Here is a 21314-nt window from a genome sequence, read left to right on the forward strand (position 1 = left end):
CGCCGGGCCACGCGCGCCTCCCCGGCGGGGTCCCGTGGCCGGCCCGCGTCCGTCGTCAGCCCGTGTCCGGCAGATCACCCCCCGGACCGGCTCCCCTCCCCCGGCCGTCTCCCCTCCTCGGGCCTTCTCCGCCGCCGGTGCCGTCGACGACGGCGGCGGCGGTGTCACCGGCGGTGTCCTGGCGGGGCTGGGGCAGGACCGGCTGGAGGACCAGCATCCGCTCCACGATGCGGAGGAACATCTCCACGTCGCGTATCAGGTCGTCCGCGTCCCGCTGCCCGGCCGCTCCCTGAATGCCCGCCTCGGCGCGGGCGCGGCGGGCGGCGCCGGAGGCGAACAGCGCGCTCCACTCGGTCAGTTCCGGGGCGATCTCGGGGAGCACCTCCCAGGCGCTGCGGATGCGGGCCCGGCGGCGCGGGGAGGTCTCGGGCCGCCCCCGGGCGGCGAGTACGGCGGCGGCGGTGCGCAGGGCGGCGAGGTGGGCCGTCGCATAGCGCTCGTTCGGCGTCTCCAGGACGGTGGCCTCCTCCAGTCCGGCACGGGCCTGGGCGAGCAGGTCGAGGGCGGCGGGCGGGGCCGTGGCCCGGCGGAGCACGGGGTGCACGTCGCTCGCCGGGCCGGTCAGTGAGGGGGCAGGGCCGGTGGCGCGGCGCCGGCGTGCGGCGGCTGCGGACGAGTGGGCCATGACGAACCTCCTGTCGTCTGGGTGACGGCACGAATGCCGTATGTGCCCATCGTGCGGTATGCCACTGACAATCCGTTCCGACCTGCGCTTTTGCCTCGATCGTAGGTTCGGGCGTATTTTTGCACTGACCAGTCAGTTCAATTATGGCTACACGGCAGGGGGGCTTGTGGACGACGCACACGCAACGGCCGGCGCGGACGGAACCGCCGGCGCGGACGGAACCGCCGGCGCGGGCGCCGCTGCCGGCGCCGGTGTCAGGGCCGAGGCGCTCGGGCTCAAGGGGCCGCGGGGCTGGGCCTTCCGCGGCGTCACCCTGGACGCGGGGCCCGGCTCGCTGATCGCGATCGAGGGACCGTCCGGCTCCGGCCGCACGTGTCTGCTGCTCGCACTCACGGGACGGATGAAGCCCACCGAGGGAGTGGCCGCCGTCGCCGGGTTCAAACTCCCGCGTCAGATGGCGGCCCTGCGCCGTGTCGGCGCGGTGGCGAACGTGACCGGCGTGACCGACCTGGAGCCGGCCCTCACCGTCGGGGAGCACCTGCGCGAACGGGCGCTGCTGCAGCACCGGTTCGGCGACTCCCTGCGTCAACTGCTGCGCCCCCGGGCCCAGCGCGCGTACGAGGCGCGGCTGCGGGCCGACGCGGCCCTGGCCGCCGCCGGACTCGACCTGGAGACGCTCCCGAAGGGCTCCCGTACGGCCGTACGCGACCTGGAACGGCCGCAGGAGCTGCGCCTGTCCCTCGCGCTGGCCCTGCTCGGCCGGCCCCTGCTGCTCGGGGTGGACGACGTCGACATGAAGCTCTCGGACGCCGAACGCGCCGGGATGTGGGACCTGTTGCGCTCCCTCACGCGCGCGGGCACGACGGTCCTGGCCGTGTGCCGCACCGCTCCCGAGGACTGCGTCAGCGTCTCGACCGAGCCGGAGAAGCCGGAGAACCCGGAGAAGCCGGAGAAGCCGGAGAAGCCGGAGAAGCCGGAGAAGGAGGATGCCGGTGATGCGCTCACCGAGGCTGGCCGCGCTTGAGCTGAGGCGCTTCGGGCGGGGCAGGCTCCCCCGGGCCGCCCTCGTCGCGCTGCTCGTGCTGCCCCTGCTCTACGGCGCCCTGTACCTGTGGTCGTTCTGGGACCCGTACGGCCGTCTGGACCGCATCCCGGTGGCCCTGGTGAACGACGACAAGGGGGCCACGGCGGGCGGGAAGAGGATCACCGCCGGCGACGACATCGTCGACGGGCTGCGCGACAGCCGGACCTTCGAGTGGCACGAGGTCTCCGACGCGCAGGCCCGCGCGGGCGTCGAGGACGGCACCTACTACCTGTCGCTGACCATGCCGGCCGACTTCAGCAGCCGCATCGCGTCCAGTTCGGGCGACTCCCCCGAGACCGGCGCCCTCCGGGTGCGCACCAACGACGCGAACAACTACATCGTCGGCCAGATCTCCCGCACGGTCTTCAACGAGGTGCGCTCGGCCGCGTCCGCCAAGGCCTCCCGGAGCTTCCTGGACAAGATCTTCGTCTCCTTCTCCGACATCCACGACAAGACGGTCACGGCCGCCCGGGGCGCCGACAGGCTGAACAGCGGGATAGGGAAGGCGGAGAAGGGCTCCAAGGACCTCGCGGACGGTCTGAAGGACGCCAAGGGCGGCAGCGGCAAGCTGGCCAAGGGCCTGAAAAAGCTCGACACCGGCTCGGGCGACCTCCAGGAGGGCTCACGGCAGGTCGCCGACGGCACCCAGGCGCTCGCCGACAAGGTCGACGGCGTCTACGCCCAGGCGGGCCCGTTCCTGAAGCACAACGAGAAGACCATCGGGGACACGGCCCGGCTGGTCTCCGACTCGGCCAAGGCGGTGAAGGACAACCTGGACGTGCTGGTGAAGCTGGCGCCGGGGGCCGCCAAGACCGCGCACGCCTCCTCGGCCGTCCTGGACGAGGTGTACGGCAAGCGCTGCGAGGGCGCGACGGTCCCCGACCCGGCGTGCCCCGAGCTGAAGCGGGCCCGGACGGCCGCCGCCGAGGTGGCCACCGTCGCCGACGACCTGAACACGCTGATCGCCGATCAGGACGGCGACCTGAAGACGATGCGGGAGAACCTGGGCGCGCTCCGGAAGCAGGCCGACGCCCTCGCCGAGCGCGCACCGCACCTGTCCGAGGACGTCGAGGACGCCGTCAAGAAGATCGACAAGCTGAACACCGGGGCCCACCAGGTCGCCGCCGGCGCCGAGAGGCTGCACACCGGGCTGGGCACCGCCCACACCGGCGCGGTCGCCCTCGACAAGGGCATCGGCACCGCGGAGTCGGGCGCCGAGACCCTCAACGGCGGCCTGTACAAGCTGTCCGACGGCTCGGGGAAGCTGGCCGGCGGACTGCACTCGGGCGCGAGGAAGATCCCGGACTACGACAAGCAGGACCGCGACCGGCGCACCGGCGTGATGGCCGACCCGGTCCAGCTCGCCTCGCACGACCTGCACAGGGCGCCGAACTACGGCACCGGCTTCGCCCCCTACTTCATCCCGCTGTCGCTGTGGGTCGGCGCGATGGTGGCCTACATGCTGATCCCGCCGCTCAACCGGCGGGCGCTGGCGGCCGGCGCCTCCGCCTGGCGGATCGCGTTCGCCGGCTGGCTGCCGGTGGTGGCGCTGGGCGTGCTCCAGGTGGCCGCCCTGATGGCCGTGCTGCACTGGGCGGTCGGCCTCCAGATGCTGCGGGCGGCCGGCACGATCGGCTTCCTGTTCCTGGTCACGGCCTGTTTCGCGGCGATCGTGCAGTGGCTGAACGCCCGCTTCGGCGCGGCCGGCCGGATCCTCGTGCTCGCGCTGCTGATGCTCCAGCTGACCTCGGCGGGCGGCACCTATCCCGTCCAGACCAGCCCGGGATTCTTCAACGCGATCCACCCGTTCCTGCCGATGAGCTACACCGTGGAGGCGCTGCGCCGGCTGATCACGGGCGGCGGGCTCGGCCCGGTGTGGCTGGCGTGCGGCGTGCTCGCCGCGTTCACCGCCGGTGCCCTCGCGCTGACCGCTCTCGCGGCCCGCCGCCGCCAGGTGTGGACCCCGGCCCGGCTGCACCCGGAGCTGAGCCTGTGATCCGGGGCGAACGGCCGCACGCGCGCGTACCTGTGAGAATCGGGACCATGGAAAGCAGCAGCGCCAAGGCCGGCGGCAGCACGCGCCGCGAGGCCACCCGGCAGAAGCTCTACGAGGCGGCCGTCACGCTCATCGCCGAGCAGGGCTTCTCCGCGACCACGGTGGACGAGATCGCCGAGCGGGCCGGGGTCGCGAAGGGCACGGTCTACTACAACTTCGCGAGCAAGTCCGTTCTCTTCGAGGAGCTGCTCAGGCACGGTGTCGGCCTGCTCACCGCCTCCCTGAAGGAAGCGGCCGAGCAGGCGGCGCGCGAGGGCCGCGGCAAGGTGGACGCGCTGGACGCGATGATCCGCGCGGGACTGGTCTTCATCGACCGCTACCCGGCCTTCACCCAGCTGTACGTCGCCGAGCTGTGGCGCACCAACCGGGCCTGGCAGTCCACCCTGATGGTGGTGCGGCAGGAGGCGGTCGCGGTGGTGGAGGGAGTGCTGCGCGAGGGCGTGGCGGCGGGCGAGTTCAGCGACGAGATCGACGTCCAGTTGACGGCGGCGGCACTGGTCGGCATGGTCCTGGTGGCCGCGCTGGACTGGAAGTCGTTCCAGCCGGAGCGCTCCCTGGACGACGTGCACGCGGCCCTGTCCCGGCTGCTCCAGGGGCGGGTCAGCGGCAGGGTCTGAGCGGTGCGCGCGGCCTGAGGGGCGTACGCGGAGGGCGCCGGTCCGCTGTGGACCGGCGCCCTCCGTTCCCCGTGCCGCCACCGGGATTCCCCCGTTCTCCCCCGTTCCTCCCGGTGGCTCCCCCGTACTTCCCTCCCGAACTCCCCCGTTCGGGCTCCCCCGTCGCGGACCCCCGTGTGGTCGTCCCCCGAGGCCCCCGTGTCTCGCTTCCGCCGACGGATCGGCGGAAGGAGCGGCCAGGGGGCGGGCGCCGTTCCGCCGCCCCGTGCCGGCGGTGCCGGGCCGCGCCCCTGTGCCGTGCCTCCACTCTCCCGTTCGCACGTCCGCCGGCCCATCCGCACGCGTACTCATCTGGCCGTCTGAGTACGCGTACTCAGCCGTCCGCGCGCGTGCCCACGCCTGTGGTCCGGCGCCTGGCTACGATCGTGTCCGTGTCCGTACTCCCTCTTGTCTTCACCAGCGGCTGGGCCAGCGGCGTCAACGCCTACGCGGTGGTGCTGCTGCTCGGTCTCTTCGGCGCGGCGGGGGTCGCCGACGACGTCCCGCAGACGTTGCAGCGCCCCGAGGTGCTGATCGTCGCGGGCGTGCTGTTCCTGTGCGAGGCCGTCGCCGACAAGATCCCCTACGTCGACTCGCTGTGGGACTCCGTGCACACGGTGGTCCGTCCGCTCGCCGGTGCCTGGGTCGGTGCGCTGCTCGCCGGGCAGAGCGGCTCGCTCTCCGATGTGGCGGCCGGCCTGATCGGCGGCTCGACGGCGCTGGCCAGCCACGCCGTGAAGGCAGGGACGCGGATGGCGGTCAACACCTCGCCCGAGCCGTTCAGCAACATCGCGCTGAGCCTCGCCGAGGACCTCGGGGTCGGGGGCATCGTCACGCTCGCGGTGTTCCACCCGGAGGCGGCGGCGGTCGTCGCGGCCGTCCTGCTGGCCGGCGGGCTGCTGACCCTGCTGTTCCTCGTCTCCCGCATCCGCCGCTTCCTGCGTCGCCGCGCCCAGCGCCGGGAGGAGCGGCGTCTGGCCTCACGGGCCCCCTGACCTGCGTCTCGGCCGCCCCGCGGCCGGCCTGTCGGTGGCGGTGGATAAAGTCACGGGCATGGCACGGATTGCGGTGATCGGCGCCGGGATGGGCGCGATGGCGGCTGCCGCCCGGCTGGCCGTCGCGGGCCACCGGGTGACGGTGTACGAGCGGACGGAGACGTACGGCGGCGCGGTGCGCCGGTTCGAGCGGGACGGGTTCCGCTTCGACACGGGCCCGGGACTGCTGACGCTGCCCGCCGTGTACCGCGACCTGTTCGTCAAGACCGGCAGGGAACCGCTGGAGGACCGCGTCGAGCTGGTCCAGGTCGACCCGTCGGCGCGGCACGTCTTCGCGGACGGCACGGAGGTGTCCCTGCCCAACGCCTCCCGCGCCGGCGTCGTCGCGGCTCTGGACGAGGCGCTGGGCGCGGGCGCGGGCGAGCGCTGGGGCGACTTCCTGGTGCGGGCCCGCGAGGCCTGGGACCGCACCCGCCGGCCGCTGCTGGAGGAGCCGCTGTGGCCCAACTGGCAGGTGCTGGCCGGCAAGGAGCCCTATCCGGGTACCACGTACAAGCGGCTGCTGGGCAGGCGCCGCGTGGTCAAGCTGTTCGAGGTCGGCAGGCGGGAACTGCGCGACCCCCGGCTGGCACAGCTGCTGGACGGGTACGCGCTCGCGTACGGCGTCGACCCGGGCACCGCCCCGGCGAGCGCGGCCGTGCTGCCCTACATGGAGCACGCCTTCGGCACCTGGTACGTGCGCGGTGGCGTCCGCAAGCTGGCGGACGCGGTGTACGAGCGGTGCCGGGAACGGCGGGTCGAGTTCGTGTTCGGCGCCGAGGTGACCCGGATCCTGGAGAAGGACGGCCGCGCGGCCGGGGTGGAGCTGAGCACCAGCGCGGTGGCCGAGGCGGACTTCGTGGTCGGCCAGGGCCCGTGGAGACTGGGCGGCCTGACGGGCCGGCAGGTGTACGGCGCCGGGGCCGTCGGACCGGAGCCGGAGGACCGGTACCCGGGCCGGGTGGTCGTGTGCCTGGCGCTGCGCGGGGCGCGGGAGCCCGGCGCGGTGCACCGCACGGTGGTGCACGCGGCCGACGACGAGGGCGATCTGGATCTGTTCCGGCACGGGCTGCTGCCCGACCTGCCGACGACCCTCGTCGACCGGCCGGACGACCCGGCCCTGCGCCCCGACGGGGAGCACGAGAGCGTGGTGCTGACGGCGACGGTGCCCTCGGCGACGGAGTACGACTGGGCGGCGCCCGGTGCCGCCGACGCCTTCGCGGACCGGATGGCCGCCGCCGCCGAGCGGGCCGTGCCGGGGCTGCGCGAGCGGGTGCTGTGGCGCGAGGTCCGCACACCGCTGGACACCGAGCGGGAGACGGGAGCCGCGGGCGGCGCCGTGCCGCCGCCCGCGCTGGCCGCGCCGGAGGGGGTGCTGCATCCGGCCAACTCCACGGCGATGCCGGGCCTGTTCGCCGTCGGCGGCTGGTCCCACCCGGGTGGCGGCCTCCCGCACGCCGGCATGTCGGGCGCGCTGGTGGCCGGCCTGATCGTGGAGGGCCCGGAGTTCCGCGGCTCGCAGTGAACGGGCGCCGGTGAACGGCGGGTTCACGCCGGCCCGGCGCCCGGACCGTCAGAAGCGGTACTGCTCGTCGTAGCCGGCCCCGGACTGGGGCTGCTGTCCGCCCTGCTGGTGGGGGTACGGCTGTTCCTGCGGGAGTTCGCCGCCGTAGTTCTCGTCGGTGCGCTGCTGCGGCACCCACACCCCGCCGGCCGGGGTCTCGCCGTAGCCGCCGGTGGCGTACGGGTCCTGCGCGTAGCCCTGCTGCTGACCGTACTGCTGGCCGTACCCCTGGTCGTAGGAGCCGTAGGGCTGGCTGCCGATGTACGGATCGGAGTAGTTGGCGTAGCCCTGCTGGGCCGCGCCGTCGTAGTCGTAGCCCTGCGGCTGGGCGTAGCCGGAGTAGTCGTAGGCGTAGCTCTGCTGGTCGCCCTGCGGGGCGGTGTGCGCGTGCGCGGGGTCGCCGTAGACGCCGTAGTTGCCGGTGTCGTCGGGGAGGGGCTGCGGCTCGTAGACGGCGGTGGTCTCGGCGGCGGAGGGGTCGGCCGCGCGTCCGGCGGCCGGGGTGAAGACGTCGTCGCCGTCGTAGTCGTCGTCGTAGTCGCCGTGCGCCCTGCCGGGGCCGTAGGGCCCGTGGCCGCCGGCGCCGAGGTCACCGTCGTCGGCTGCCGGGGCGGACTCGGGGTCGGCACCCTGCGGGTCCGGCGCGTGCCGGTCCGCCCGGCCGCGGCGCCGCTTGCTGCCGGCCGCGGCCTCGGGGCCGGGCCGCTTGACCGCCCAGCCGGAGGCGAAGCCGCGGCGGAACGACAGCGTGACGTAGGTCTGGCCGACCGCGAAGGCGATCGCGCCCAGCCCGATCACGATGACGGACGGCATCAGCACACCCAGCACGACGCCGAGGAAGCCGCCGAAGGCGAGGAGGCGCCAGCGCAGCCGCGCCTTGTACTGCAGCAGCACCTCGCCCAGCAGCCACAGCGCGACGCCGCCGAACGCGATGTAGAGGACCGTCCAGCCCATGTACGCCCCTCTCCCAGTGGCCGTTACGCAGTGTGTCGTATCGCGATGCGGCCGGTCTAGGCCTGCGGGGGGTGGTGCAGGCCCAGGTTCTCGTAGATTTCCAGGGTCGCCGTGGAGTTGTTGAGCGTGATGAAGTGCAGTCCGGGCACTCCCTCGGCCAGCAGCCGCGCGCAGAACTCCGTGGCGAAGTCGATACCGATGGAGCGTACCGCCGCCGGATCGTCCTTCGCTGCGAGGATCCGCTCTTTCAGGGCGTCCGGGACATGGGCGTTGCTGAGCTTCGGCAACCGTTCCAGCATCTTCACACTGGTGACCGGCAGGACTTCCGGGATGACCGGGGTCCCGCAGCCGGCGGCCGCCACGCGGTCGCGCAGGCGCAGGTACGACTCCGGCTGGAAGAACATCTGTGTGATGGCGTAGTCGGCGCCGGCACGGCACTTGTCCACGAAGTGGGCGACGTCGGTGTCCCAGTCCGCGGAGCGCGGGTGCATCTCCGGGAACGCGGCGACGCCCACGCAGAAGTCGCCCGACTCCTTGATGAGCCGGACGAGTTCGGCCGCGTAGGTCAGGCCGCGGGGGTGCGGCACCCAGTCGCCCATCGGGTCGCCGGGCGGGTCGCCGCGCACGGCGAGCATGTTGCGGATGCCGGCGTCCGCGTACTGGCCGATGATGTTGCGCAGTTCGGCGACGGAGTGGTCGACCGCGGTGAGGTGGGCGACCGGGGTCAGCGTGGTGTCCGCGACGATCTGCTGGGTCTCCTTGACCGTGCCCGCGCGGGTGGATCCGCCGGCGCCGTAGGTCACGGAGACGAAGTCGGGAGCGACCGCCTCGACCCGCCGGAGCGCGCTCCACAGGTTCCGCTCGCCCTTCGGGGTCTTCGGCGCCGAGAACTCGAACGAGTACGTCGTCTTGCCGGTGGCGAGGATGTCGCGCACGGTGCGTGCGCGATCAGTCCTGGTGGATGCGGTTCCGAGGGCCATACGGGCAGGTTAGCCAGGGGTCGGCGGTCCCCCAACCGGATGCCGGGAATTTGCCCGATTTGCCGCTCTCCTGTCCAGCAGATGGACAGAACGGCCCTGGAAACCCGCCGTCCGGAAACCCTAGCGGGCGTCCCGCAGGCGCTTCGCGAACTCAGCCGCCGCCGCGCCCGGGTCGTCCGCCCCGGTGATCGCGCGGACCACGACCACCCGGCGGGCCCCGGCGTCGAGCACCTGGTCCAGGTTGCCGAGGTCGATGCCGCCGATGGCGAACCAGGGGCGGTCGGTGCCGAGGGACGCCGTGTGGCGGACCAGGTCCAGGCCGGGGGCGTGGCGGCCGGGCTTGGTGGGGGTGGGCCAGCACGGGCCGGTGCAGAAGTAGTCCACGCCCTCCTGGACGGCGGCGGCTGCTGCCTCCGCCTCGGAGTGGGTGGAGCGGCCGATCAGCACCCGGTCGCCGAGGATCGCCCGGGCGGCGGGGACCGGGAGGTCACCCTGGCCGAGGTGGAGCACGTCGGCGCGGGCGGCATGGGCGACGTCCGCCCGGTCGTTGACCGCGAGCAGCTTGCCGTGCCGGGCGCAGGCGTCGGCGAAGACCTCCAGGTGCTCCAGCTCCTCGGCGGCCTCCATGCCCTTGTCCCGCAGCTGCACGACGTCGACACCGCCGGCCAGGACCGCGTCCAGGAACTCCGGCAGGTCGCCCTGGCGCGTGCGGGCGTCCGTGCACAGGTACAGGCGGGCGTCGGCGAGCGCGGCGCGGGCGGTGTCGGACATGCGTGGTCCCCCCTGGTCGGTGTCCTGGCGGTGGTGCGCGGTGGCGTACGGGCGTCCGGCCCGCACGCCACCTGTCTGCTGCGGGTCGGCTCAGACGGCGAGCGCCTGGGCGCGGCGCTTCACCTCCGTGCCGCGATTCTCGCTCAGGGCCTGCGCGGGGGTGCCGGGCAGGGTCGGGTCGGGGGTGAAGAGCCACTCGATCATCTCTTCGACCGTGAAGCCGTCGTCCCGCAGGAGCGTCAGGGTCCCGGACAGGCCCTTGACGACCTTGTCCCCGTCGATGAAGGCGGCGGGGACGTGCAGCGCCCTGTTCTCACCGCGGCGTACGGCGATGAGCTGGCCCTCCTTGACCAGCTGCCGGACACGCGTCACCTCGACACCGAGCATGTCGGCGATGTCGGGCAGGGTGAGCCAGGCGGGGACGAGAGCATCGATCTTTGCGTCAATCTCGGTCACGTTCCCTAGCCTGCCATCCCCCACTGACAGTCGGAAGTCAGGCAGGTCCGGCCGGGCAGGTGCCCTAGGGCCTCTCGTTTGGATCAGGCCGGGCTCGCGGGCCCTGGCACCGCGCCCCGCCGCGTTGTCGTCGGTTGCCATGGCTCCGCCATGGCGCCCTCCTCCGCCTTGCGATGCACGGCACCAGACCCCGCTCCCTGATCCGGCCTGATCCAAACGAAAGACCCTAGTCCGCCGTGGCGTTCTTCAGGGGGCGCGCCGGGTCGGTCAGCGCCCCGGGGTCCATCCGCCGGCCCGCCTCGATCAGGCGGCGGCCCTGGGCCAGGTCGCGGGGGCGGCCGACGGCCAGGAGGGCCACCAGGCGGTCCTGGCGGAGCCAGCAGACCGTCCAGGACGGGCCCGCCGGGTCGCCGCGCCGGACCAGCCGGTCGGCCCCGGCGTGGTGACCGGCGTACTGGACGAAGCGGCCGAACTGCTCGGACCAGAAGTACGGCACCGGGTCGTAGACCGCCGGGGTCTCGCCGAGGATGTTCGCGGCGACCGTGCGCGGGCCCTGCAGGGCGTTGTCCCAGTGGTGGACGAGGAGCCGCTCGCCGTAGCGCGCCGACGGGAAGGAGGCGCAGTCGCCGACGGCGTACACATCGGGCAGGGAGGTGCACAGGCGCTCGTCGGTGAGGACCTCGCCGTGTGTCCCCAGCTCGATGCCGGAGCCGGCCAGCCAGCCGGTGGCGGGGCGGGCGCCGATGCCGACGACGACGGCGCCCGCGGGCAGCCGGGTGCCGTCGGCGAGCACCACCTCGCCGGGCTCGACGCGCTCCACGCGCGCGTGGGTGCGCAGCTCCACGCCCGCCTCGGCGTACCAGGCGGCCATGGGTGCGGCGACCTCGGCGGGCAGGGCACCGGCGAGCGGGTGGTCGGCGGCCTCGACGACGGTCACCGCGCAGCCGGCCTCGCGGGCGGCGGTGGCGAACTCGGCGCCGATCCAGCCGGCGCCCACGACCACGATGTCGTGCTGCCGGGCGAGCACCGGGCGCAGCCGTTCGGCGTCGTCGAGGGTGCGCAGCAGGTGCACGCCGGGCATGCCCTCGGTGCCGGGCAGCCGGACCGGTTCGGCGCCGGTGGCGAGGACCAGGACGTCGTACGGCACCGGGCCCGTCCCGGTGTCCAGCTCGTGCTCGGCGGGGCGCACGCCGTACACCTCGCAGCCGAGCCGCAGCTCGACCCCGAGTGACTCGAAGTCCACCTCGAAGGCGGAGTCCTCGGCCTTGCCGAGCAGCACCGCCTTCGACAGCGGCGGCCGGTCGTACGGCTGGTGCGGCTCGGCACCGATGATGGTCACGTCGCCCCGGAAACCCTGCTCCCGCAGGGCGACCGCGGTCTGCACCCCGGCCATGCCCGCGCCGACGACGACCACGCGCCGCGCCGCCGCCGTGCCCTCTTGCGCTGTCTGCTCGCTCACCCGATCACCATAGACAATTGACGGAGAGTCAGTCAGGGGGCGGGCTCGGCGACCTGCTCCACCACGCTCGTGCCCGAGCCGGCCTGGGACTCCCACTCCCAGGTCTCGTCCAGGCGCACCCGTCCGTCCGGCAGTTCGACGACCGCGGACACGCAGTGCCCCGAGGAGGTCGTGCCGTCGGTCTTGAGCTGCACGTACCGGAAGTCCAGCCGGTCGCCCTCGCGGGTGCCGACCAGATGGCCGCGCACGACGTCGCCGCCCGCGTACTCCGCCCAGATCGCGCCGTCCTGCTCGTGGTACGCGAACCGTGTGCGGGTGCCCACCTGACCTGGGGCTTGGTCCGCCACGGGGGCGAGGACGAGTCCGTCGAGCGACCGGGCCATGGAACAGGGCTCCCTTACGGGTGAGAGGGGCGGCGGGCTAGGGTTGCCACCGTACAAGCACTCGCGGGAGCCCGGACGCACCGGGCTGAGAGGGAGGCTGGCGGCCTCCGACCGTACGAACCTGATCCGGGTCATGCCGGCGAAGGGAGGGGCTGGACGCCCATGTCGTCACGTACGTCCGACGTCCTCGTCATCGGGGGCGGGATCATCGGCCTGGTCACGGCCTGGCGCGCGGCGCAGCGCGGGCTGGCCACTGCCCTGGTGGACCCCGCACCCGGCGGCGGGGCCGCGCAGGTCGCCGCCGGGATGCTGGCCGCGGTCACCGAGCTGCACTACGGCGAGGAGACCCTGCTCGCCCTGAACCTGGAGTCGGCCCGCCGCTACCCCGCCTTCGCGGCCGAGCTGACCGAGCTGACCGGCCATGACCTCGGCTACCGCCGCTGCGGCACCCTCGCCGTCGCCCTGGACGCCGACGACCGGGCCCATCTGCGCGAACTGCACCTGCTCCAGCAGCGCTCGGGCCTCGGCTCGGAGTGGCTGTCGGGGCGGGAGTGCCGGCGCCTGGAGCCGATGCTGGCGCCCGGGGTGCGGGGCGGGCTGCGGGTCGACGGCGACCACCAGATCGACCCGCGCCGGCTGGCGGCGGCCCTGGTCGCCGCGTGCGAGCGGGCCGGTGTGGTGTTCCACCGGGCGTGGGCGCAGCGGCTGGACGTGGTGCGGGACCGGGCCACCGGGGTCACCACGGCGGACGGCACGGCTCTGCGCGCGGACCGGGTGGTCCTCGCGGCCGGCAGCCTGAGCGGGCGGCTCGCGGGCGTGCCGGACGAGCTGCTGCCCCCGGTGCGGCCGGTGAAGGGGCAGGTGCTGCGGCTGACCGTGCCGCGCCGGTACGCGCCGTTCCTGAGCCGGACCGTGCGGGCCGTGGTGCGGGGCAGCCAGGTCTATCTGGTGCCGCGGGAGAACGGCGAACTGGTCGTCGGCGCCACCAGCGAGGAGCTGGGCTGGGACACGACGGTCACCGCCGGGGGCGTGTACGAGCTGCTGCGCGACGCGCACGAGCTGGTGCCCGGCATCACCGAGCTGCCGCTGACCGAGACCCGGGCCGGTCTGCGCCCCGGCTCCCCGGACAACGCGCCGCTGCTCGGCCCGTCCGGGCTGCCCGGGCTGCTGCTGGCCACCGGGCACTACCGCAACGGCGTGCTGCTCACGCCGGTCACCGGGGACGTGCTGGCGCACGCGCTGGTCACCGGCGAGCTTCCGGAGGAGGCTCGTCCGTTCACGCCGCGGCGGTTCGGCGCCGCGCCCGGGGAAGCCGCCGGGCGCGCCGGGGCGAGGCAAGAGCACGGGAAGACGACGAGGGAAGAGGTGGAGCAGCCCGTATGAACAGCACGGTCATGATTTCCGTCAACGGGGAGCGCCGGGAGATCGCCCCGGGCACCGCCCTCGACACCCTCGTCCGCACCCTCACCGCCGCCCCGCGCGGGGTGGCCGCCGCCGTCAACGAGACCGTCGTCCCGCGCGCGCGGTGGGCGACGACCGCCCTCGCCGACGGCGACCGGGTCGAGGTCCTCACCGCCGTGCAGGGAGGCTGAGCCATGGCCGACGATCCCCTGGTCCTCGGTGACCTGTCCTTCTCCTCCCGGCTGATCATGGGCACGGGCGGGGCGCCCAGCCTGGACGTGCTGGAGCGGGCGCTGGTCGCCTCGGGTACGGAACTGACCACGGTCGCGATGCGCCGGGTGGACCCCTGCGTGCACGGCTCGGTGCTGTCGGTGCTGGAGAAGCTCGGCATCCGGGTGCTGCCGAACACGGCTGGCTGCTTCACCGCGGGCGAGGCCGTGCTGACCGCCCGGCTGGCCCGGGAGGCGCTGGGCACGGACCTGGTGAAGCTGGAGGTCATCGCCGACGAGCGGACGCTGCTGCCCGATCCGGTGGAGCTGCTGGAGGCGGCCGAGACGCTGGTCGACGACGGGTTCACGGTGCTGCCGTACACCAACGACGATCCGGTGCTCGCGCGGAAGCTGGAGGACGTGGGGTGCGCCGCGGTCATGCCGCTGGGGTCGCCGATCGGGTCCGGGCTGGGGATCCGCAACCCCCACAACTTCCAGCTGATCGTGGAGCACGCGCGCGTGCCGGTGATCCTCGACGCGGGGGCCGGTACGGCGTCGGACGCGGCGTTGGCGATGGAACTGGGGTGCGCGGGTGTGATGCTCGCCTCCGCGGTGACCCGGGCCCAGGAGCCGGAACTGATGGCCTGCGCCATGAAGCTCGCCGTGGAGGGGGGCCGGCTGGCCCGGCGGGCCGGGCGGATTCCCCGCAGGTACCTCGCCGAGGCCTCGTCTCCCGCCGAGGGCCTGGCCGTGCTGGACCCCGAGCGTCCCGCGTTCTGACCGGTGCCGCGGTTCCCGTCCGGCCGGCGGCAGCCGGGTCGTGGGTGCGTCACAGGTCGGCTGCAGTGCTGGTGGGAAAGCGGTCTCGGCACGGGGAACGGTCGTGCCCCCTCGTAGACTCGCCTCTCGTGGATACGACCCTTCAGGACCCCCTCGTCGGCCAGGTGCTCGACGGCAGGTACCGCGTCGACGCGCGGATCGCGGCCGGCGGGATGGCCACGGTCTACCGGGCCCTGGACACCCGCCTGGACCGTGTGCTCGCGCTGAAGGTGATGCACCCGGCGCTCGCGGCCGACGGCGCGTTCGTCGAGCGGTTCATCCGGGAGGCCAAGTCCGTCGCCCGGCTCGACCACCCCAACGTGGTGCAGGTCTTCGACCAGGGGACCGACGGGTCGTACGTCTACCTGGCGATGGAGTACATCGCCGGCTGCACCCTGCGGGACGTGCTGCGCGAGCGGGGCGCGGTGCAGCCGCGGGCCGCGCTGGACGTCCTGGAGCCGGTGCTCGCCGCGCTCGGCGCCGCGCACCGGGCCGGGTTCGTGCACCGCGACATGAAGCCCGAGAACGTGCTGATAGGCGACGACGGCCGGGTCAAGGTCGCCGACTTCGGGCTGGTGCGCTCCGTGGACACGGTGACCAGCACGACGGGCGCCGTGCTCGGGACCGTCTCCTACCTGGCGCCGGAGCAGATAGAGCAGGGCATCACCGACCCGCGCGCCGACGTGTACGCGTGCGGTGTGGTCCTGTACGAGATGCTGACGGGCGCCAAGCCGCACTCCGGGGACTCCCCGGCCCAGGTGCTCTACAAGCACCTCCACGAGGACGTGCCGCCGCCCTCGGCGCTCGTGCCCGGCCTGCCGTACCAGCTGGACGAGCTGGTCGCGTCGGCCACCGCGCGCACCCCGGACGTCCGGCCGCACGACGCCGTGGCCCTGCTCGCCCAGGTGCGCGAGGCCCACCTGTCGCTGACCGACGAGCAGCTGGACGCGCTGCCGCCGCAGGCCCTGACCGCGGAGCACGACAACGCCGAGGACCGCACGAGCGTGGTCCCGCGCGCGCTGACCTCCCCCACGCTCGGCTTCCCCCGCGCCGGGGAACCCCCGTCCCGGCCGCTGCCGCTGGTCGAGGACGCGTTCGAGGGCGGCCCCGGGGACGGCACCGACCGCACCGCCCGGTTCCAGAGCCCGCCCGTGCCGCCCCGCAGGCGCCCGGCGCGGCCCCCGCGCGCGGTGCTGGCGGTGATCGCGGCCGTGCTGGTGGTGTTCGGCGTCGGCGCCGGGGTCTGGTACATCAACTCCGGCCAGTTCACCAAGGTGCCGCCGCTGCTGGCGAAGACGGAGGCGCAGGCCAGGGAGCGGCTGAAGACCGCCGGGCTGGACGTCGGGAAGGTCAAGCGCGCGTACAGCGACACGGTCGAGCGCGGCACGGTGATCGGCACCGACCCGGCGCCGGGCGCGCGGATCCGGGACCACGACTCCGTGACGCTGACCGTGTCGCTGGGACCGAAGACGGTGGACGTCCCGGACGTGGCGGGCCAGTCGCTCGCCAAGGCGCGGGCGCGGCTGAAGGCGGAGGACCTGGAGCCGGGCATGGTCACCCGGGAGTTCAGCGACGACGTCCCCAGGGGCTCGGTGATCGGTACGGCACCCGAGGCGGGCACCGAACGGCACGCGGGTTCGGCGATCGCGCTGGTCGTCAGCAAGGGCAGCCCCATCGACGTGCCGGACGTCACCGGCGACGACCTGGAGAGCGCGAAGCAGGAGCTGACGGACGCCGGGCTGAAGGTGAAGGTGGCCGGCAAACGGATCAACTCCGAGTACGACGAGGGCGAGGTCGCCGCGCAGAGCCCGGACGACGGTCACCAGGCCGCCGAGGGCGACACGGTGACGCTGACGCTGTCCAAGGGGCCGGAGATGATCGAGGTCCCGGACGTGGTCGGCGACAGCGTGGACGACGCCCACCAGGCCCTGGAGGACGCCGGCTTCGAGGTGAAGGAGGACCGCGGGCTGCTGGGGCTGTTCGGGGACACCGTGAAGAAGCAGTCGGTGGACGGCGGCGACGAGGCGCCCAAGGGGTCGACCATAACGATCACCATCCGGTGACGGGCGGTCACGGGCACCGGCGGTGACCGTGTCAGGGGCCACCGGTGACCGGTCTCACCGGGGAGCGCGGTCCGGGCGCCGGGCCGGACATGACACCCTGAACGGGTGAGTCCCGTTCGCTCCCCCCTCCGCAACCCCGTCGGCGGCCATGTGCCCGTGGCCGGTGGCCTGCACTCCGTCGGGCTGTCGTACGCCCGTGACCTGAAGGCCGAGACCGTGCAGGTCTTCGTCGCCAATCCGCGCGGCTGGGCCACGCCCGCCGGGAACCCGCGGCAGGACGAGGCGTTCCGCGCGGCCTGCGCCGAGGAGTCGGTCCCGGCCTACGTGCACGCGCCGTACCTGATCAACTTCGGCTCGCACACCGGGGCCACCGTGGAGCGGTCGGTTCAGTCGCTGCGGCACTCGCTGCGGCGCGGGCGGGAGATCGGCGCGCTGGGTGTCGTGGTGCACACCGGGAGCGCCACCGGCGGCCGGACGCGGGAGGTCGCGCTGAAGCAGGTGCGCGCGTACCTGCTGCCGCTGCTGGACGAGCTGACCCATGACGACGACCCGTTCCTGCTGCTGGAGTCGACCGCCGGGCAGGGCGCCTCGCTGTGCTCGCGGACCTGGGACTTCGGGCCGTACTTCGAGGCGCTGGACGCGCATCCGAAGCTGGGCGTGTGCCTGGACACGTGCCACGTCTTCGCCGCCGGGCACGACCTGGCGGAGCCGGACGGCATGCACCGGACCCTGGACCTGCTGGTGGACACCGTCGGCCCGGGCCGGCTGAAGCTCATCCACGCCAACGACTCCAAGGATGTGGCGGGCGCCCACAAGGACCGGCACGAGAACATCGGCGCAGGCCACATCGGGGAGGACCCGTTCCGGGCGCTGATGACCCACCCCGCGACCGAGGGCGTACCGCTGGTCATCGAGACGCCCGGCGGCAAGGAGGGGCACGCGGCGGACGTGGCGCGGCTGAAGGGACTTCGCGAGGACTGACCGTGGGGGAATACCCCCGTGGGGTATATGGTTCCAGTCGGGCGCAGGAGTCGTCACCTGACAGGGGGGCAGTCATGGAGCACGAGACGCACGCGGCGCACGCACACCACCCCGGGCCCGCCGACGCGGACCACCACGGACACCACGAGGGTCACCGGGCCGGCCAGGGCCGGCACCCGGCATCCGCCGCCACCTGGGCGACGGCCGTCCAGGCCACCCTGCACTGCCTCACCGGCTGCGCCATCGGCGAGGTGCTCGGCATGGTCGCCGGCACGGCCTTCGGCTGGGACAACCTGCCGACCATGGTGCTGGCGGTCGTCCTGGCCTTCGTCTTCGGCTACTCGCTCACCCTGCGCGGGGTCCTGCGGGCCGGCGTCGGCTTCCGCGCGGCCTTCCGGGTGGCGCTGGCCGCCGACACCCTGTCCATCGTCGTGATGGAGCTGATGGACAACGGGGTGATCCTGGTCTGGCCGTCGGCGATGGACGCCACACTGGGCGACGCGCTGTTCTGGATCTCGCTCGCGGTCTCGTTCGCGCTCGCCTTCATGGTGACCACCCCGGTCAACAAGTGGATGATCGGCCGGGGCAAGGGGCACGCGGTGGTGCACGCGTACCACCACTGAGGGGGCCGGGGATCAGAGCTCGGGGCCGTCCCCGGGCTCCTCCTGGTAGGAGTAGCGCTGTTCCTTCCAGGGGTCGCCGATGTTGTGGTAGCCGCGCTCCTCCCAGAAGCCGCGGCGGTCGGCGGTCATGTACTCCACGCCCCGGACCCACTTGGGCCCCTTCCAGGCGTACAGGTGGGGCACGATCAGCCGGACCGGGAAGCCGTGCTCGGCGGTGAGCAGCTCGCCGTCCTTGTGGGTGGCGAAGATCGTGCGGTCGGAGACGAAGTCCGAGAGGCGCAGGTTCGAGCTGAAGCCGTACTCCGCCCAGACCATCACATGGGTGACGTCCGGCGCCGGCGGGGCCAGGTCCACGATCGCGCGGGCCGGGATGCCGCCCCACTCCGCGCCGACCATGCTGAACTTCGTCACGCAGTGCAGATCGGCCACGACCGTGGTGTAGGGCAGGGCCGTGAACTCCTCGTGGTCCCAGGTGTGCTTGTCACCGTCGGCGGTGGCGCCGAAGACCCGGAACTCCCAGCGCTCGGGCCGGAACTTCGGGACGGGTCCGTAGTGCGTGACCGGCCAGCCGCGCTGGAGCCGCTGACCCGGCGGAAGTCCGGACCCTGCCGCCGCCCCAGACTCTCGCTCCACCGGATGACCCATGTATCCATCCTGACAGACCCCGGGCAGTGCCCTTGACCACCCACTCCGGAACCGGACAATTACCGCCGGTTCATGACGTACTTAATAAGTGCGTACTTACTGGACGATCTTCCTCGTCGGTGGAATCATGCGGCGCTATCGGCCGGGCCCACCTGGAAGGAGTCCACAGCGATGCAAGGCGACCCCGAGGTCATCGAACTGCTCAACGAACAGCTGACCGCCGAGCTGACCGCGATCAACCAGTACTTCCTGCACGCCAAGCTCCAGGACCACAAGGGGTGGACGCAGCTCGCCCGGTACACCCGCGCGGAGTCCTTCGACGAGATGCGGCACGCCGAGGTCCTCACCGACCGCATCCTGCTCCTCGACGGCCTGCCCAACTACCAGCGCCTCTTCCACGTGCGGGTCGGGCAGACGGTGACCGAGATGTTCCAGGCCGACCGGCAGATCGAGGTCGAGGCCATCGACCGGCTGCGCCGGGGAGTGCAGGTGATGCGCGAGAAGGACGACATCACGTCGGCGAACGTCTTCGAGGCGATCCTGGCCGACGAGGAGCACCACATCGACTACCTGGACACCCAGCTGGAACTGGTGGACAAGCTGGGCGAGGCGCTGTACCTGTCGACCGTCCTCGAGCAGAGCCAGCCCGACGCATCGGGTCCGGGCACGGGCGGCTTCTCCACCCACTGAGCCGGCGGGGGCGCGGACGCTACGCGGCGTCGTCCAGCGGTACGAGGGCCGGGGCGCGCTGGTCGAGCAGCTCCCGGCGGGGGCAGGCGCCACGGCCGAGCAGCGCCTGGATGCGCCGGACGCAGCCGCCGCAGTCGGTGCCCGCCTTGCAGGCGGACGCTATCTGGCGCGGGGTGCAGGCGCCGTTGTCCGCGTGCTGCTTGACCTGGTCCTCGGTGACACCGAAGCAACTGCAGACGTACACGCGGATTCACCTCCCGACGGGGGTCCCTGTTCCTGCCATCCCCGATTCGGTGAGGCAAACCTAACCTTACCTACCTCCCGGCGCCCGCGAAAGCGGCAGGGGCGCGGATCGGATGTGATCCGCGCCCCAGGACTCCGCGTCACCAGGCGGTCGCTACCCGGTCCGGGTCACTGGTCCCGGTACATCTCGGCCACCAGGAACGCCAGGTCCAGCGACTGGCTGCGGTTCAGCCGGGGGTCGCAGGCCGTCTCGTAGCGCTGGTGCAGGTCGTCCACGAAGATCTCGTCGCCGCCGCCCACGCACTCGGTGACGTCGTCGCCGGTCAGCTCCACGTGGATGCCGCCCGGGTGGGTGCCGAGCGCCTTGTGGACCTCGAAGAAGCCCTTGACCTCGTCGAGCACGTCGTCGAAGCGGCGGGTCTTGTGCCCGGAGGCCGCCTCGAAGGTGTTGCCGTGCATCGGGTCGGTCACCCAGGCCACCGTCGCGCCGGACGCCGTGACCTTCTCGACCAGCTCGGGGAGCTTGTCGCGGATCTGCCCGGCACCCATGCGGACGATGAACGTCAGCCGGCCCGGCTCCCGCTCGGGGTCGAGGCGGTCGATGTACCGCAGCGCCTCCTCGGCCGTGGTGGACGGGCCGAGCTTGATGCCGATCGGGTTGCGGATCCGCGAGGCGAACTCGATGTGCGCGTGGTCCAGCTGACGGGTGCGCTCGCCGATCCACACCATGTGCGCCGAGACGTCGTACAGCTTGCCCGTGCGGGAGTCGACCCGGGTCAGGGCGGACTCGTAGTCGAGCAGCAGCGCCTCGTGCGAGGAGTAGAACTCGACGGTCTTGAACTCCTCCGGGTCGGTGCCGCAGGCCCGCATGAAGTTCAGGGCGCTGTCGATCTCGCGCGCGAGCTGCTCGTAGCGCTGGCCCGACGGCGAGGTCCGCACGAAGTCCTGGTTCCAGGCGTGCACCTGGCGCAGGTCGGCGTAGCCGCCGGTGGTGAAGGCGCGCACCAGGTTCAGCGTGGAGGCCGACGCGTGGTACATGCGCTTCAGCCGCTCCGGGTCCGGGATGCGGCTGGCCTCGGTGAAGTCGAAGCCGTTGACGGAGTCGCCCCGGTACACCGGGAGCGTCACGCCGTCGCGGGTCTCGGTCGGCTTGGAGCGGGGCTTGGAGTACTGGCCCGCGATCCGGCCGACCTTGACCACCGGCACGGAGGCCGCGTAGGTGAGGACGGCACCCATCTGGAGCAGCGTCTTGAGCTTGTTGCGGATGTGGTCGGCGGACACCGCGTCGAAGGCCTCGGCGCAGTCGCCGCCCTGGAGGAGGAACGCCTCTCCCTTGGCGACGGCCGCCATCCGGGCGCGCAGCTGGTCGCACTCGCCCGCGAAGACGAGCGGCGGATACGACTCGAGGTCCGCGATCACTGCGCGCAGAGCCTCGGGGTCGGGGTACTCGGGCTGCTGCGCCGCGGGCAGGTCTCGCCAGGTGTTGCCAGCGCTCGGGCTGGTCTTAGCGTTCACGGTCACGAACCCAACATTACGGGGTGCCGTCGCGGGCTCCCCG

The 21314-nt window shown here is 73.1% G+C and carries 22 protein-coding genes and 1 riboswitch; of the genes, 12 read left to right on the forward strand and 10 right to left on the reverse strand.

Translation table 11 applies throughout. From position 1 onward, the window contains the following. Window positions 1-55 precede the first annotated feature (55 nt). Window positions 56-685 (reverse strand): SAV_6107 family HEPN domain-containing protein, encoded by a 630-nt coding sequence (locus LG395_RS10920; protein ID WP_171157145.1) that lies wholly within the window; start codon window positions 683-685, stop codon window positions 56-58. A gap of 166 nt (window positions 686-851) precedes the next feature. Here LG395_RS10920 and LG395_RS10925 point away from each other — a divergent pair, with 166 nt between their 5' ends. From LG395_RS10925 to LG395_RS10945, 5 genes are all read left to right on the forward strand, one after another. Continuing rightward, complete coding sequence (locus LG395_RS10925; protein ID WP_225809233.1) at window positions 852-1709, forward strand: ATP-binding cassette domain-containing protein; 858 nt, start codon at window positions 852-854, stop codon at window positions 1707-1709. After that, window positions 1681-3765 carry a YhgE/Pip domain-containing protein gene (locus LG395_RS10930; protein ID WP_225809234.1) on the forward strand — a complete coding sequence of 695 codons (2085 nt, stop codon included), beginning with the start codon at window positions 1681-1683 and terminating at the stop codon, window positions 3763-3765. Before LG395_RS10925 ends, LG395_RS10930 begins: the two co-directional genes overlap by 29 nt. A gap of 47 nt (window positions 3766-3812) precedes the next feature. After that, entirely contained in the window at window positions 3813-4442 is a 630-nt protein-coding gene (locus tag LG395_RS10935; protein WP_171157139.1) for a TetR/AcrR family transcriptional regulator, read from the forward strand. A gap of 431 nt (window positions 4443-4873) precedes the next feature. Then, the gene (locus LG395_RS10940) at window positions 4874-5476 is read left to right on the forward strand and encodes a DUF4126 domain-containing protein (RefSeq protein ID WP_225809235.1); all 603 of its coding nucleotides are present in this window, start codon (window positions 4874-4876) and stop codon (window positions 5474-5476) included. 58 nt (window positions 5477-5534) lie between these two features. Next, on the forward strand, window positions 5535-7040 hold the full coding sequence (locus tag LG395_RS10945) for a phytoene desaturase family protein (RefSeq protein WP_171157135.1): 1506 nt from the start codon (window positions 5535-5537) through the stop codon (window positions 7038-7040). A gap of 48 nt (window positions 7041-7088) precedes the next feature. Here the strand turns inward: LG395_RS10945 and LG395_RS10950 are convergent, their stop codons facing one another. The 6 genes from LG395_RS10950 to LG395_RS10975 form a co-directional block, all read right to left on the reverse strand. Further along, window positions 7089-8033: an SCO2102 family sporulation regulator gene (locus LG395_RS10950; RefSeq protein WP_225809236.1), complete on the reverse strand. Its 945-nt coding sequence runs from the start codon at window positions 8031-8033 to the stop codon at window positions 7089-7091. Window positions 8034-8089: 56 nt separating this feature from the next. After that, window positions 8090-9013: a methylenetetrahydrofolate reductase [NAD(P)H] gene (gene metF / locus LG395_RS10955; RefSeq protein ID WP_171157132.1), complete on the reverse strand. Its 924-nt coding sequence runs from the start codon at window positions 9011-9013 to the stop codon at window positions 8090-8092. A 120-nt stretch (window positions 9014-9133) separates the two neighbouring features. Next, entirely contained in the window at window positions 9134-9784 is a 651-nt protein-coding gene (gene thiE / locus LG395_RS10960) for a thiamine phosphate synthase (RefSeq protein WP_171157130.1), read from the reverse strand. 90 nt (window positions 9785-9874) lie between these two features. Next, window positions 9875-10240: an Rv2175c family DNA-binding protein gene (locus tag LG395_RS10965; RefSeq protein WP_058080226.1), complete on the reverse strand. Its 366-nt coding sequence runs from the start codon at window positions 10238-10240 to the stop codon at window positions 9875-9877. A 226-nt stretch (window positions 10241-10466) separates the two neighbouring features. Beyond that, a complete protein-coding gene (locus LG395_RS10970) occupies window positions 10467-11699 on the reverse strand; it encodes an NAD(P)/FAD-dependent oxidoreductase (protein ID WP_225809237.1) in 1233 nt (410 codons plus the stop codon). A gap of 32 nt (window positions 11700-11731) precedes the next feature. Next, window positions 11732-12082, reverse strand: a complete 351-nt coding sequence (locus LG395_RS10975; protein ID WP_171157125.1) for an avidin-fold protein — start codon at window positions 12080-12082, stop codon at window positions 11732-11734. 53 nt (window positions 12083-12135) lie between these two features. Then, window positions 12136-12247: riboswitch (TPP riboswitch) on the forward strand. On the opposite strand from LG395_RS10975, the gene thiO reads away from it, so the two are divergent. The 6 genes from thiO (at window position 12245) to LG395_RS11005 (ending at window position 18178) form a co-directional block, all read left to right on the forward strand. Beyond that, the gene (gene thiO / locus LG395_RS10980; protein WP_171157124.1) at window positions 12245-13465 is read left to right on the forward strand and encodes a glycine oxidase ThiO; all 1221 of its coding nucleotides are present in this window, start codon (window positions 12245-12247) and stop codon (window positions 13463-13465) included. Its footprint overlaps the riboswitch before it by 3 nt. Further along, window positions 13462-13674, forward strand: a complete 213-nt coding sequence (gene thiS, locus LG395_RS10985; RefSeq protein WP_171157122.1) for a sulfur carrier protein ThiS — start codon at window positions 13462-13464, stop codon at window positions 13672-13674. The genes thiO and thiS overlap by 4 nt, the downstream gene beginning before the upstream one ends. Before the next feature lie 3 nt (window positions 13675-13677). Continuing rightward, the gene (locus LG395_RS10990) at window positions 13678-14472 is read left to right on the forward strand and encodes a thiazole synthase (RefSeq protein ID WP_225809239.1); all 795 of its coding nucleotides are present in this window, start codon (window positions 13678-13680) and stop codon (window positions 14470-14472) included. A 128-nt stretch (window positions 14473-14600) separates the two neighbouring features. Further along, window positions 14601-16574: a Stk1 family PASTA domain-containing Ser/Thr kinase gene (gene pknB / locus LG395_RS10995; protein ID WP_171157118.1), complete on the forward strand. Its 1974-nt coding sequence runs from the start codon at window positions 14601-14603 to the stop codon at window positions 16572-16574. Window positions 16575-16679: 105 nt separating this feature from the next. Beyond that, on the forward strand, window positions 16680-17555 hold the full coding sequence (locus tag LG395_RS11000) for a deoxyribonuclease IV (RefSeq protein WP_225809240.1): 876 nt from the start codon (window positions 16680-16682) through the stop codon (window positions 17553-17555). Between the two features lie 74 nt (window positions 17556-17629). Next, window positions 17630-18178: a DUF4396 domain-containing protein gene (locus LG395_RS11005; RefSeq protein ID WP_225809241.1), complete on the forward strand. Its 549-nt coding sequence runs from the start codon at window positions 17630-17632 to the stop codon at window positions 18176-18178. A 12-nt stretch (window positions 18179-18190) separates the two neighbouring features. Here the strand turns inward: LG395_RS11005 and LG395_RS11010 are convergent, their stop codons facing one another. Then, a complete protein-coding gene (locus LG395_RS11010) occupies window positions 18191-18823 on the reverse strand; it encodes a sulfite oxidase-like oxidoreductase (protein ID WP_171157112.1) in 633 nt (210 codons plus the stop codon). A 171-nt stretch (window positions 18824-18994) separates the two neighbouring features. On the opposite strand from LG395_RS11010, the gene bfr reads away from it, so the two are divergent. Continuing rightward, on the forward strand, window positions 18995-19513 hold the full coding sequence (bfr, locus tag LG395_RS11015; protein ID WP_171157110.1) for a bacterioferritin: 519 nt from the start codon (window positions 18995-18997) through the stop codon (window positions 19511-19513). A gap of 19 nt (window positions 19514-19532) precedes the next feature. Here the strand turns inward: bfr and LG395_RS11020 are convergent, their stop codons facing one another. Beyond that, window positions 19533-19757 carry a (2Fe-2S)-binding protein gene (locus LG395_RS11020; RefSeq protein ID WP_171157107.1) on the reverse strand — a complete coding sequence of 75 codons (225 nt, stop codon included), beginning with the start codon at window positions 19755-19757 and terminating at the stop codon, window positions 19533-19535. A 167-nt stretch (window positions 19758-19924) separates the two neighbouring features. Continuing rightward, a complete protein-coding gene (locus LG395_RS11025; protein WP_171157106.1) occupies window positions 19925-21277 on the reverse strand; it encodes a class II 3-deoxy-7-phosphoheptulonate synthase in 1353 nt (450 codons plus the stop codon). Window positions 21278-21314 lie beyond the last annotated feature (37 nt).

Source organism: Streptomyces spinosus, from assembly GCF_020400655.1.
Classification (GTDB): domain Bacteria; phylum Actinomycetota; class Actinomycetes; order Streptomycetales; family Streptomycetaceae; genus Streptomyces; species Streptomyces argyrophylli.